Origin of the sequence: Schlesneria sphaerica (assembly GCF_044336245.1) — a bacterium.
GTDB classification, from domain to species: Bacteria; Planctomycetota; Planctomycetia; order Planctomycetales; family Planctomycetaceae; genus Schlesneria; species Schlesneria sphaerica.
Genome location: NZ_CP172346.1, coordinates 782535 through 795925, shown reverse-complemented (window position 1 = coordinate 795925; position 13391 = coordinate 782535). Strand labels below are relative to the sequence as shown.

At 54.2% G+C, this 13391-nt stretch carries 9 protein-coding genes and 1 pseudogene; all 10 read right to left on the bottom strand.

Annotated features, from left to right (window positions below):
* The 10 genes and pseudogenes from ACGY09_RS02940 to ACGY09_RS02895 all read right to left on the bottom strand — a co-directional run bounded on the left by ACGY09_RS02940 (nucleotide 1) and on the right by ACGY09_RS02895 (nucleotide 13301).
* Complete coding sequence (locus ACGY09_RS02940; protein WP_397570419.1) at nucleotides 1-1701, bottom strand: DUF262 domain-containing protein; 1701 nt, start codon at nucleotides 1699-1701, stop codon at nucleotides 1-3.
* Between the two features lie 85 nt (nucleotides 1702-1786).
* A complete protein-coding gene (locus tag ACGY09_RS02935; RefSeq protein WP_397571921.1) occupies nucleotides 1787-2410 on the bottom strand; it encodes a hypothetical protein in 624 nt (207 codons plus the stop codon).
* Nucleotides 2411-3259: 849 nt separating this feature from the next.
* Nucleotides 3260-4102, bottom strand: a pseudogene (locus ACGY09_RS02930) (dynamin family protein); the annotation flags it as partial.
* Nucleotides 4103-4311: 209 nt separating this feature from the next.
* A complete protein-coding gene (locus ACGY09_RS02925; protein ID WP_397570418.1) occupies nucleotides 4312-5421 on the bottom strand; it encodes a YhcG family protein in 1110 nt (369 codons plus the stop codon).
* A complete protein-coding gene (locus tag ACGY09_RS02920) occupies nucleotides 5418-8930 on the bottom strand; it encodes a helicase-related protein (protein ID WP_397570417.1) in 3513 nt (1170 codons plus the stop codon). Before ACGY09_RS02920 ends, ACGY09_RS02925 begins: the two co-directional genes overlap by 4 nt.
* Nucleotides 8931-8933: 3 nt before the next feature.
* On the bottom strand, nucleotides 8934-9158 hold the full coding sequence (locus ACGY09_RS02915) for an HTH domain-containing protein (RefSeq protein ID WP_397570416.1): 225 nt from the start codon (nucleotides 9156-9158) through the stop codon (nucleotides 8934-8936).
* Between the two features lie 242 nt (nucleotides 9159-9400).
* Nucleotides 9401-9985, bottom strand: a complete 585-nt coding sequence (locus tag ACGY09_RS02910) for a DUF4230 domain-containing protein (RefSeq protein ID WP_397570415.1) — start codon at nucleotides 9983-9985, stop codon at nucleotides 9401-9403.
* A gap of 442 nt (nucleotides 9986-10427) precedes the next feature.
* Nucleotides 10428-11255: a RecB family exonuclease gene (locus ACGY09_RS02905; protein ID WP_397570414.1), complete on the bottom strand. Its 828-nt coding sequence runs from the start codon at nucleotides 11253-11255 to the stop codon at nucleotides 10428-10430.
* A complete protein-coding gene (locus ACGY09_RS02900; protein ID WP_397570413.1) occupies nucleotides 11252-11761 on the bottom strand; it encodes a hypothetical protein in 510 nt (169 codons plus the stop codon). The genes ACGY09_RS02905 and ACGY09_RS02900 overlap by 4 nt, the downstream gene beginning before the upstream one ends.
* A gap of 91 nt (nucleotides 11762-11852) precedes the next feature.
* Entirely contained in the window at nucleotides 11853-13301 is a 1449-nt protein-coding gene (locus ACGY09_RS02895; RefSeq protein ID WP_397570412.1) for a hypothetical protein, read from the bottom strand.
* Between the last annotated feature and the right edge of the window lie 90 nt (nucleotides 13302-13391).

Here is a 13391-nt window from a genome sequence, read left to right as displayed (position 1 = left end):
TTAAACTTCTTCCGCTTCGAGGTCGGATGCCTCAGTTATTCCCGTGACTCGTTTGATTTCTTGCCACAGGCGATTTTGCCGCCAGGACAGAAACGTCTCATAGTCGTCAGTCCAGAAAGGTGATGCCTCACCAGTGGGCAGACAGTGCGAGGACAGCACTGCGTCGAATGGAAAGCCCGGCGTTTTTTGGATGTCGGTCAGATAGTCCGAAGGTGCCCGATTGCTAATCATCTGGTTGGTAGTGCGATCAATGAGTGTTCGGTTGAGAACGCAGTCGCGTGTTCTTGCAAGTGATACACCCTTCTTTGCCAAGAAATCGTCCGGAAAGACATGGTGATCATCGATGCCCAGTTCGCTCATCAAGTTGCCGGTAATGACCGCCTGTGTGTGGAAATCGCGAGCGCCGGTACCGCTACCCAGAATCAGGCAGATCGTGCCGCGGTAAATTGATCGTTGTCGCGGAGTGACATCTCGCAGTGACTTCGGATCGAATCGAACGGACTTGACGGACTCTGGTGGCGGACCGCCTGCAAGCCACGCAATTAACTCACCAACGTCCTTGGCCGACTGGCTGTTCGGCGCACTTTCGTAAGCCTGCCCGAACACGGAAGACCAGAACCATCGTTTCAATTTCTCACGATGAGCACCAGCTTCCGCGTTCTTCGGCATCCCCGATTTGGCCAACACCGCTGCAAACGGAGCCAACATCGTTTGATACGGTAGCCACTTCGGCAACATGACTTTGCAGTCATCCCGCAGAATTGTCAGCGTCAACGCCATTCCGGACACGACCGGTTGCCACCATTTGTCGATGTCTCCTGGAGCAAGATTCAGAACATCACTGCGCTTGCACGAGGGAGCCTTACGACTTGCTAAGGCGATCGATTGAAGCATGTAATAAGGGTCAACTTCGAAATCTCCGATGATCGGCTGCGTGTCGCAGGCAGCCTGCCAAAGTTCTCGAAGTTTGATTTGGTGTGGCCAGAATCGAGCCGTCAACAGCTCAAAGACACTGAGCTTGACCCCAGTGCGGTTCAGGGTCTCGAAGATCGTGCAGAGGGCATCCGGCTCAGTCTTGTCCGAGAGTGTGACCACAGGGAAGTGATAATCATCGATTGTTTTGATCCACTGATCGTTGATCTTGGTGAGGGCGTCCAGCATTTTCGTGCGTTCGTCCGGCGGCATTGGATTTGTGACTTGCAACAGCCATTGAAGGAAACCTCCAGCGCCGCCCTTCAGAACACTCAGTGGAAGAATTAGCTCCTGAGCTTGCAGGTCGATGCTCTCGATGGCCTTGGACCACTTAGTCGAGGCACGCACGTGAAAGATCGATTCCTCGAAGTCACCACCGTCCAGCAATGTTTTCAAACGGAGATAATACCGATGCTCGCCAACACCGTAGAACGCCTGATAGAGCGAGGTGAGCCGCTGCTGCCCATCCAGAACCAAGAATGTATGCTTTTGCCCGCCAAGACTCGGCGCGCCTTCGAACTCTCGAGCAGCAAAGACGCGTTTGGCGTCACGCACGCGTAGAAGGCTGCCGGCCGGATAGTTGTTCGCAATCGAAACAATCAACTCCTGCGTGGCCCCCGGTTCCCACACGAAATCACGCTGGAAATCGGGTAGCACCATCGTGCGCGAATGAACTTCGGCCAGCAGGTCTTTTAATGCTCTGGGATTGGTGTCCTCAAAAAGACTCATGCTGGCTCCCGTAAATGCGTCAGCGATTGACCTGTCCACCATACCGGTTGAGTCGCCGAACCGTGGAAACATCGCAGCGTATGATTCAACATTGTTCCTCCTCGAAACTGCCTATTAATGCCATCAGATCAGTGAGAATGGCTTGCTCTGCTTCGATGATCTGCAATGTCATACGTGGGCCCTCCGCGACCAAATTGTCGGCTGCAAGTGACACATTACGACGAACGGCTTCGATCATTTTGTCGAACTCACGCGCTAGCCAATCGTTCAGCCCCCGCACACCACTCAAGATGGCATCGCGCGCATCGTCGAACATAACTTGAGCCACACGGTGTGCATGGGTGGCTAGCGTCTCCACCATCCGTTGTTTCATTCCGGAACCGGATTCATTAGCAGCGTCGTCGAAGGCGGCCTGCATATTTGCCTTGACCCGGAGTGGAACCGTTTCATAAAGCGTTCGCTGTTCGTGTTGGATCTTGCCCTCCATATTCAGCTTTGCCTGTTCTAGAATCTCACGAACGATGCGTTCCGTTGTTTCGAGAATCCCGTCGAGGCTGCTCGTCATTGATGGCGACACTTCAGACGACTCTGAAAGTGATTTTGCGAGTCGACCGCGACAATCATCAGCACTCCGGACCAGGCGATCCGTCCATCGCTCGAGCGTTTGGATCAGCCGTTCACCGAAAAAATCGGACCAGGCGAATGCCACACCGTCCAGTACTGGCTTTGATAAGTCCGATGGGAAATCATTTCGGCCGTTAGCGCCAACATGCGTGCCACCTCGACGGCAGACCGCTCGAAGTGTCCCCCAATGTATCCGGCTCCAGCGGGCAATCGTCTGATCGAGTTCAATTCTCGCCCGATCTACAGCGCGTCTCACTCTCTCCGACAAAAGCGACTGATCAGCGTCCAGAGCTTGAACCAAGTGTTCTTTTGTATTTTCGAGGTCTCTTTCGAGAAACGTCTGAGCGGCTTTGACGGCCGCCCTCACTTCCTCTTGGCCACGCTCACTAACTTCAGCTTGTGACTTCAATTGCGTTTGCTGTGATTGCGCTTCTCTTCTGATCTCGGCATGCAGATTTTGGAATTGGCGATAGAGTGACGCGCAATGAGCAGAGCGGCCGTATGCCCCACAGATACTTCGCATATGGTCAACGAGAGCTGGAATTTCTGTTTGAACGACGTCGTGAAATCCCGCGGATGTTGTGTTGGCAAGTCCGTTGAGTCGCAGAAACTCTCGGGAGGAAACCGTAAACATCTTTGAGGATTTGAGGCGCGTCGCAAGCTTTGTGGCAGTCGCTCGATCTTCCCGAGCCATTTCTCCAAGCCGAAAGGCCAAGTCGTCTAATTGGCTAGAGACGACATTCCGTACCGCTTTGTTTCTTGCGGCGACGACCTCCGTAACCTCTGATATTTCATCCAATCCGAACTCTTCGATGCCCGTTTCCAGATCGACATCGTCAGCAGCAGTCCCAACGAACGTCAGGGCATCTGATCTTCCGTCCATAACCACTTGCCGTAGAAAGTCGTCCGACTGCATCAAGTTGATTGCATCTCGTGTGAGGGCTCGTTTGATATTGAAAACCAGCCAAACAAAGCGGCATGTTTTCAGGTGAGTTTTGGTGACTTCCTCGCGTGCCTCATTGGGATCATTAATTCCTGGCAAATCGACCAGCTTGGCACCATCGCGAAGGGGCTCAAATCTTCCTCGAATGGAAACAGTTTTGACGATTGGCCAAAACCGATGTTGAGAATCCAAATAGCGCGCGACCAATTTGCGAAATTCCTTCAGGTCCGGCGAAGCGAATTCGGTGACGCCGGTATCGAGCGCTTCGCGGATCTCCGCAGGTTCGCAAAGGTTAAAAGGGTCGAATGTGCTTGCCGAAGAATCGTCGTTGGAACTGTAGACCGCCAACAGTTTATCGCGAACAGATCGGGACATCTGATTCGTAAGATCAAACCCATTCTGTTCCGGAGAATCAGCCAGTGAAGTTTGCAAGTCACGAAGATCCGCCAGGAGCAGACCGACCTCTTGTTCCCAGGCGTCACGCGACACGAATTCAATTCGGGCGTGAAAAGGCCCCTCGTCGAAGCTGACTTCGCAAATCGCTGCGGTACATGCGCGCATATTGCTGACTGGTAAAACGCGGGCGCCGATCAATGAATTCAAGAGGGTGCTTTTACCAGCACCTGTCCCGCCCACAAGTGAAATTGCGACTTCGGGGCGCAGCTTTGTCCCCTCAAAAATCTCGTGAAATCGCTTGTTCCACTCAGGCCATAGCGAACGCAACCGTTCATTTCCTCGCGATTCCACGAATGCCCGAACAGAATCGTATGCAGATTTTATGCGAAGCTGCAGTTCTTTTGGTGCGATCGGTTTGGTTGGTGGAGATTGTGTCATGGGTCTCATCTTTGAGTCCGTACGTCATTCACAGTTGGCTGCTATTCAATAATCGACATCATTAAGGAACGATTGCCTTTTCAAACAATTGGCACGCGGCGTAATCTTGGCCGTCAATTCAAGGTGGTCCCGTACTCGTTCCTCCGGCGCCTGTGTTTTCATGGGTGCTGATTCGCCCTTCGTCGGCAGACGGCGCCGGTAGGGTGTGCTCATTTTTTGCGTCCTTTCATTCGCGTCTTGACCGGTTTCTTTTCCTCAATGGCCGGTAGTTTCGCCTGTTCGTTGGCCAGTTCGTAGAACTCGTGGAGCTTGGTTTGGAGCAGTTTCTTGTCAGGTAACCGAGTCTGATATTCTGAGACCAGTGACGGCGACATCGACCGACTCAATGCATATTCGACGACTTCGTGGTTCTTCGTCGCACAGAGAAGCACGCCGATGGATGGCTGTTCATGTGGCTTTTTCACGTCCCGGTCGAGAGCCTCCAAATAGAACTGAAGCTTTCCCAGGTGTTCTGGCTCGAACTCAACAACTTTGAGTTCAATGGCGACCAGGCAATTAAGCGCGCGGTTGAAAAAGAGCAGATCGAGGGCAAAATCCCGCCCGCCGACCTGGAGTGGGTACTGGCTGCCGACGTAGCAGAAGTCACGACCGAGTTCGATCAGGAACTTCTTGAGTTGTTCGACCAAACCTTGTTGAAGGTCGGCTTCGGAGTACTCGGGCGGAAGGTCGAGAAACTCGACGAGGTAACTGTCCTTGAAGACGGTTGCTGCGTCAGGGTGCAGTTCTCTCAGCGGTGGTGAGAGTTTTGTCGGCGAAAGGGCCACACGCTCGAACAAGGCTCCTGCGAGTTGCCGTTCCAGTTCCCGGCTGGACCATTTCTGGGCACACGCCATGCGCAGGTAGAACTCACGTTCCTCAGCCCGTTTTGACTTGCCCAAGATCAGTAAATTGTGAGTCCAGGACAATTCTCTCAGCAGCGCTGAGAGTTTTGGCTGATCGCGGTAAGTCTCGAAAAACTGCCGCATCCGCCATAGGTTTTGAGCGGAATAGCCCCTGACTGACGGAAAACGCCTTTTGATGCAGTCGGCAAGAACCGCGACTGTGCCTTGCCCCCAACCATCGTCGGCAATTTTCCGAGTGATGTACTCGCCGATGCTCCAATACAGCTCGATCAACGTGGTGTTGACGGCTGCAACAGCCCGTGTCCGTGCGGCATCGATCAGCCGAATGACGACATCGAAGTCGGCTGGGGACGGAGGACTCGCCGTGACCTGCCGTGCGAGGCTCTTCTTTGTTCCCTTCTTCGGTGCCTTGCTCATGCAGGCTCCTTTGCCAGAGCCAGCAATCTGACGAGGTCATAATTGACGCTGGTTGCCTTGAAGTCGGGCTCCTGGTCGAATGGATTGCGAACGTATCGCACCTCTTCTCCATGAGGATCGAGCAAAACCACGGCCAGGATGAACTGCTCTGGTTTGTTGAGACCCGTCAGGATTTCGTTCTTGGTGATCGTAATGGTCGCCGCGCCGCGAACCCGAGCTTTGACCTCGATGAAGCGCAGCAAACCCGTGTCCGGGATGGACGACTCCATGTCATAGCCAAGATTCTTTTCGCTTACGTCTCGCGGGATGAACCCAAGTTGGCGTTCGGTCTTCATGACGGCTTCCATTCCGCGACGCTCGGACTCCTCGGTACTCAAGGCGAAGGCCGGTGGCTGGGATTCGCCTTTTCCCATCGCCTTTCTGAGCAAACCAATAGGGACTATCATCGCGCCACCAAGCACCACCGGCGGTAGCGGCGAGAGCTTGCGCTCCTGGTCTAACTCGGTCAGGCGTTTTTGTAGTCGCCCCGTTAAATCGTCAGCACGCTCACGTGCCTTACCGGAATTAAGCTTGGCATTGACCTTGCCCGCGAGTTCCTGGTCCTTAAGCATCGCAGCCCTGTGATCCCAGAAATTGATCTCTTTCGTCAATCGATCACGAACTGCCGCTTTTGTTTTATCGATAATGTTCTCTTTGCGAGAACGAACTTCTTGCAGGTGATCAGGCACAAGATGCAGCGCCGCATGGTCCATAGCCTGCGATTCAAGATTGGTCCGCATCCATTCGGCAGTCACCTGCTTATTAATTATTTCGACTTCATCACTCGTTGGGGGGCGATAGTCGAGATATGGCGCCGGGCCAGCGTTACGTGTGTTGCCTTTTTCATCGACTTCGACGAACTGTAGACGCTTTGAAACAACCCTTCGGTTTCCGTTTCGGTCGGTTCGCGCATCCTGAATCGAATGTTCCAAGTACAGCAAAGCCCTCGGGCATTCACTCACATCGGACTCGTCAATCAGGACAGCGCCACGCTTCAGCAAATCACGATGGCGTTCAATAACCAAATCGAGTGTCGCGTCCAACAAGGGATGGCCGGGGCAGACAAACGCCGCCAGCGGCTTTCCAGGGACGTTGATCAGGTTTTTGTCGAAGGTGATGCGTTCGTAACGCTGGAGAACAGGAGAACTCCGCCCAATTTCGCGATCCCGATTTCGAATGACTGCTGGGACGTGTTTGACTTCATAGCGTTTAGGTTCCCGCTCGTGAACAGTGCCCCCCAGCAACTTGAATGCTTCCATGAAGAACGAGGCGATGAAATGCGGTTGCAGTCGCAGAGCTTCCGCACGCTCCATCTCTTCACGGATGGCGCGGACACGACTGACATCCATCGAATCATGCGTCAGCGCTCGCCCTTCGATTAATTCCCGCAGGCGATCGCGTTCTGCGGCGTTGTCGACCGCTCGAAAGAACTCGGCTTTCCGCCCCGCATCGTCGCCATAACGAACCGCTTCGACCAACAGTTCGCGGAGCGGACGATCGTTGAATGTTAATTGACCGAGAACATCGAAAACCTGCCCTCCCAGGGCGGTGCGCGCTTCTTCCAATTTTTGCAGCAATCGACAGTAGACTTCGCCCTCACGAGTTTCATTGGCGACCAGATTCCACAAATGGCAGACTTCCGATTGGCCAATACGATGAATTCGGCCAAATCGTTGTTCCAGCCGATTGGGGTTCCACGGCAGGTCGTAATTCACCATCAAGTGAGCACGCTGCAAATTGATACCTTCGCCTGCTGCATCAGTGGCGATCAGGATTTCAACTTCCTTATCGTGCTTAAAGGACTCTTCCGCTTTCCGACGCTCTTCACGACCCACTCCGCCATGAATGATGGCGACTGTCTCGGGACGGCCGAGAAGTGCTCTGATTTTCTCGGTCAAGTAATTCAACGTATCGCGATGCTCGGTGAAGATGACAAGCTTTCGGCGGTGACCAACCGCATCGAACATCTCAGTGTTGTTCTGCAAGAGTTTTGATAACTCGTCCCATTTCCGATCCGTGCCAGACTGACGGACACGCAATGCAGTTCGTTCGAGATCCTGAAGTTGAGTAATCTCAATTCGGAGTTCTGCGATCGTCCTGGCCGCAGAAGCCTGGTCAACAATTTTTTCCTCGGTTGCTTCCAGCTCTTCGTCTGGCGCATCATCAAGATCGTCAAAATCTTCGGAGGTGAGCTTTGGCAAGTCAGCAAACAGGTCAACACCGGCTTCGGCACCGCGTTTTAAAAGCTGTTCCTCGCGAAGTCGCTTTTCAAGCCTTTCGCGACGGCGGCGAAGCGACTGATAAATCGCCTCCGGGGATGACGCCAGGCGGCGTTGCAGGATCGTGAGTGCAAAGCCCACTGTCCCCATGCGGCCATTATTTTCCAGCGCCTCGGCCCGGTTGAATTCCGTGCGCACGTAATCCGTGACATCCTTATAGAGGTCAGCTTCCCCATCCGAGAGCGAGTAATTGACAGTGTAAGCGCGACGTTCGGGGAACAACTTCGTTCCATCGAATTTGAGCAACTGTTCTTTCACGAGTCGCCGCATCATGTCGCTGGTATCCTGAACATGGATACCGTCCCGGAATTTTCCCTCGAAACGGTCGCCGTCGAGCAAAGCCATAAATAACTGAAAATCGGCTTCTTTCCCGTTATGCGGAGTCGCGGTCAGCAATAGAAAATGCCGCGTCAGTGTCGAGAGCAACTGCCCCAGGTGATACCGCCTCGTGTATTTGACTTCATTCCCAAAGTACGTCGCGCTCAGTTTGTGAGATTCGTCACAAACGATCAGATCCCAGTCATCAGTCTGTGCCAACTTGGCCTGAACGTCTTCGTTTCGACTCAGCTTGTCCAGACGGCAAATAGCCAACGGGTTTTCGCTGAACCAGTTGCCAGTGCGCGCCGCCTCAAAAGCATCGTTCGTCATAATTGAGAACGGCAAATGAAACTTGCTGTCGAGTTCGTCTTGCCATTGCTCCACGAGGTTGCCGGGACAAACAATCAGACAACGCTGGAGATCGCCGCGTGCCACCAGTTCTTTAATGAACAGGCCCGTCATGATTGTCTTGCCCGCGCCGGGATCGTCAGCCAGCAAGAACCGGAGCGGCTGCCGCGAAAGCATTTCACCGTAGACCGCTGTGATCTGGTGTGGGAGCGGTTCAACTAAAGAGGTATGAACTGCCAGCATCGGATCAAAAAGGTAGGCTAAACGGATGCGATTGGCTTCCGAAAGCAATCTGAACTGTTCGGGATCACCGTCAAAACTCCAGGGCCGCCCACACTCCACAACTTCGAGCGTTTCCTCGCGGTCTCGGTAAAGCAACTCGTTGCCGAGTCGTCCGTTGCTATCCTTGTACGTCACTTCGATGGCAACAGTTCCGATCCAGCGCACATCGCTGATTGTGACGTGGCCATCGGGCAAGATGCCGCGAACAGCCGCGCCTCGTGTGAGTTGTTCAAGTGTCGCCATGCGTCAATCACGCTCCCGATTCTTCTTTACGGTCGACTCACCTGTATCGTTCGGTTTCGCTTTCGCCAGCCATACGTACCGCCAGCCCTGTTTGGTTTTTTCCGAGCGGATTTCGTGCCCCAGTTCTCGCAAAGCAGCCACGATGCGAGAAATCGTCGGGATCGAAACGCCAACGGCTTCCGCAAGCGCCGGGGTGGAGTACTTTCCAGTACGAACCAACCGAAGCACCGTCTCAAGCCTTTGGTGTATCTCTATTGTCTGTCGATAACGCATGTGCGTCGCTCCGTCATTGAAGCGAACAGCCTATCCCTCCGTGATAGACTTCACAAGCGGGTGGAGGTGTGGTGCCTGTATGTTCAGCACCATGCTCGGCGATTTCTAATAGCTAAAAGAAGACTGACCATGGGCTGCCGCAAGGGCAGCCCATGGCTTTTGCTGTTTAGAAATCAATTGCCACAGCCGTAGCCGCTTCATTCCCATTCGACAGCCACATTCCATTCAACAAGCTCGTAGATCGTTTGGACCAATCTTTCGGCGTGCTCACGGGCGGGTTCGTGATGGCGTTCTGACGAGGCCGCGGTTTCGATCAACTGTTGGGCGTGAAACATTGCTGCGTCCCGCATGATTCCTTGATCGCCCCATTTCCAAGGTAACCATGTTGTTTTCTCAACCGACCAGGTTTTGGTCTTGTCGTGATTAACCCGCGCCGAAACAACCCGTAATTGTGGTAACCGAATCGTCGCCGATTTGGTCTCGGTGTCGACATCGAAAAGCGTGGCCTTCGACATGTCGCACGACAACAGCGCATCGCCACTGATTAACCACACTCCGCGGTGCCCAGTCCCCTCCGCATGAAGGACGTCCGTAATGTGAACCCGAGTGGCTGCAAGTTCGCCGATCTTTTCCAGTTGTGTGACGGTCGGCATTGTGGCATGGGTTTTGATCCATTCAGGCGATCGTTGCTGTAGCCAAATCCAGAATGACATGCCTGCAACGACAGTCGCCAGGATTGCAACCAGCCACCAGAGGACCGGCGTGATGATTCGTTCAGTCAAGCTGATCCCTTTCATGAATAAGTTGTTGATTGGGAGTGATCGTCGTACGACCGTGATATTCATTGTCCAAGCCCCGAAAACGGATCGCCCGACCGGCATTGACCGGTGCGGGTGGCGTTTTCGAACCACCCTCGCTGGGTTCAGTGGACTTTGAGGCCACAGCCTTGGTTTCGACGGCAGCGGGTTTCTCGGGGCGTCGACTACAGCCGGGAAGCAAAGGCAGGACGAGCCATGCAATCGAAAGAAGGACTGCCGAACAGGCGCGAGCCGTTTTTGACTTGGACCTACGAAGCCGATGGGCGGAGCGAACAAACCTGCGGTGAAACGCTCCGCGAAACAGAATTCGCTTCCAGCGAACTCGTCTGTATCGTGACATGAGTGCTCCTTATTGATGGAAGTCATCGCACAGAGGGTGCAGCGGGAATGGGTAGATCGCACGGCGTCACCCCACCCAACGCGAACACCGATCGCGGTATCCGCACGTGGGGCAATTCATCACGTTCGGTACCGGATAAAAAACACCTGACTTGATGCCCAACCAGACATTCTGAATCAGCCGCCGAATCCGCTCGATCTTTTGTGATTCGGGAACAATGGATTTCAGTTCGATGGTGGGCTCCTTGGTTTTGGTGATGACGGCAAACTGCAGGCGAACCGGTTTGTTGGCCAGCTCCCGCACGAGTTCGTGGTAAATGAGCAGTTGGCCTTCGCTCGCCGTTGCATCGTTTTCCGACCAGCGTGAGCGAGATGTTTTGAAATCCGTCACCACCAGTGAATCTGGGTGCTCGATCATCAGATCAATCCGCGCCTGAAGGTCCGGGCATCCGTCGATCACTGGTGCCTGCAGTTGCTCTTCGATGCCGAGAATCGAACCGTCCGGACGGGAAACCTGGCTGTCGAGAAATGCCCGGAACATCCGCTGTGCCAACTGTTCATGCCCAATGAGACTTTCGTCCTTGCCAAACCGAACATTCGCCAGATCCGTCGCGATCCAGGTCTCGTGATAGACGGCCATCAAGGCATCAATTCCCAGTGATTGGCGGGCTACGAGTTGTTCCCTGAAAAATGCCTCCAACGAGGCGTGAACGGCAGAACCAAACACGAGGTTAGACGACACGAACGCCTCGGGAAGTTGATCCAGATAATGAAACTGGTACCGGAGGGGACATTTGAGATACGAGCTGACGGCACTCCAGCTGAGATAGTTCCGCCCCGTCAATTGCTTAGCGATTTCAGAAGCCGAACAAGCCGGTTGATCGAGAGTGATCATGCCTGCCCTCCCGGCTTGGTCGCCGCCACGGAAGTCGATTGATTGAGATCATCAATCAATCGGCTGGCCTGAGCGATCGACAGATCTTCGGCGCGGAATACCTGGTATTGGTCTTTCAAGCGGTCTGCAAGTGCGAAACCTTGTCGGGTGGCGATGGCGTGGAGGGCACGTACCTGACTGGCCGTGGCGGCCCGTGACTTGCCCGTGACCGCATGACGGTTCGAGCCGGACGGCGAGTCTGGAGTTCCAACTGGTACTTGCCCGTTTGTTTGAATGGCTTTTGTTGTGGATGGTGTTTCCGATTTTCGGGTCTGGCCCGCCAGTTCATCGTTGACGGCCTGTCGGCAGGCCAAATAGGCCTGCTGGATCTTTTCATGCAACCCGGACAGGTCGTGAAATAACATCGCTCCGTCGAGTTCCAGTTCGATGTCGCAACTGGCACCCAGCGAACCGAAATCGGGCTGACCGAGTTTCTTGGCCAGACCGACTTTGATCGTCATCGGCATAACAACTCTCCTGTGAGGGTGAATGCAAACAGCCTGCCAGACTCGATCGGAATCTGGCGGGCTGGCGGAATGGTTTCTTGAGGCATGTGGCTTATGCGTCGAGCAGCCTCAGTTGCTGCAGCGATCTCAGCGTCGACTGAACGAGCAGGCTTTGCTTTCGTTCCTGACGGATTTGCTTGGCCAGCGACGACACACTCCGCAGAAGGATTTGTAGTTGGTCGCGCAAATCGATCACTTGCTGAAAGGTATCGATTGGGACGACGACCGCCGGATCGGGATTACAGCGACTTCCACCCGCACCAGACTTAGCATCCTTCTTATGCAGCAAACGCTTCACCCGATTAATTGGCGGGTTGATCGTCGAGCCCGTAGTCACGGATTGAATCGTCTGCTGATCGTTGGCCACTTCCGCACGCGTCCGAATCGCACTGGATTCCAGTCGAATCGCTTCTGGATCTGTTTCCAGAGCTCCCTTATTTTCCAACAACATCCAGACGTAGCTACGCGTCTCATCCTGGCAGAGACACGCGGCGTCGGGGCCAGCGAATCCGATTTCGCGGAATCCCATCTCCAACGCGCGTAACAGGTAGCCGCGGTTCGTTTGCAGTCGCATTTGATCGCCCCTCCGTTCAGAGCGATTCAGTAAGAGTTCCATCAGTGGGGACTGATTGTCCTTGCGGGCTCGCACGACGACGGAACCGTTCAATTCCAGCGTGACTGGTCGCTCGGATTGATCATCGGCAGGCAAACGGTCAGCCGTTTCTGCCAGGAATTTGGCATCGGCCTCAGGAATGCTTAATCTGGTCCTGATGGCAGAGACCACCGGGATCGCGCGAGCGATCTCCGGAAATTGTCGATCTGCCACGATCGTGTGATGGATCGTCCAACAGCCAATTTTCACCGTGACGCCCTGATCGGTCCGGCCGATTTCGACTGCCAGGTCCGTGGGCAATTCACGGCAGCCATACAATTTGGTGCTCGGAATGAGCAGTTTTTCGGACCACGGAAACTGAAAGCCTGACTGCACCAGCAGCTGCCGACTATCGGTGGCGGCGATCGATCCTGACGAACCATCGAGCTGCAAACAGTCCAAGGCATAGCGAGTGGAATTGGATTCCGTCGTGGACATGGCGTCACGGAGCGCGGCCAGCAATTTCGGCGAATTGGCGGCCAATTGTGGCGCAAGCGCGGGCATCTCAAGATCTTCGGTTACCTCATAATCTCGCTGTTGAGGAATGCCGCGATCGGTCCATGTCACGAGAATTCGGTCATTGCCATTCCGTCGAATTGTCACCAGATCAGGATTCTTGGCTTCACAGTCTGCCAGGAATTCGGCGGGCACTGTTACTTCAGCAGGTCCAAATTGGCCAGAAGCTTTCAACTCTGCCGACACCGTGCCGTTGGTCGTCTGAAGTTGAACCGTATCGGTCGAGGCGAGAATCCGCACCGAACCGCTTTGCCGCGTCCCTGGCTTACAGAGACCAGCCCGACGAGTGACGGCACGGAATTGATGGATTAAGGAACGAGGTATCGAAATCATCAGCACACTCCATGAAGAGATTTGTGGAAAAGCAAGTAGCCATCACGCGGGACCAATCCCGGTGATGGCTGGGTTTGATTCTTTTTAGCC

What these genes read in the sequence shown, in the direction of transcription:
- ACGY09_RS02895 (WP_397570412.1), bottom strand. Translation starts at nt 13,301, where the DNA reads ATGATTTCGATACCTCGTTCCTTAATCCATCAATTCCGTGCCGTCACT.
- ACGY09_RS02900 (WP_397570413.1), bottom strand. Translation starts at nt 11,761, where the DNA reads ATGCCGATGACGATCAAAGTCGGTCTGGCCAAGAAACTCGGTCAGCCC.
- ACGY09_RS02925 (WP_397570418.1), bottom strand. Translation starts at nt 5,421, where the DNA reads ATGAGCAAGGCACCGAAGAAGGGAACAAAGAAGAGCCTCGCACGGCAG.
- ACGY09_RS02920 (WP_397570417.1), bottom strand. Translation starts at nt 8,930, where the DNA reads ATGGCGACACTTGAACAACTCACACGAGGCGCGGCTGTTCGCGGCATC.
- ACGY09_RS02905 (WP_397570414.1), bottom strand. Translation starts at nt 11,255, where the DNA reads ATGATCACTCTCGATCAACCGGCTTGTTCGGCTTCTGAAATCGCTAAG.
- ACGY09_RS02940 (WP_397570419.1), bottom strand. Translation starts at nt 1,701, where the DNA reads ATGAGTCTTTTTGAGGACACCAATCCCAGAGCATTAAAAGACCTGCTG.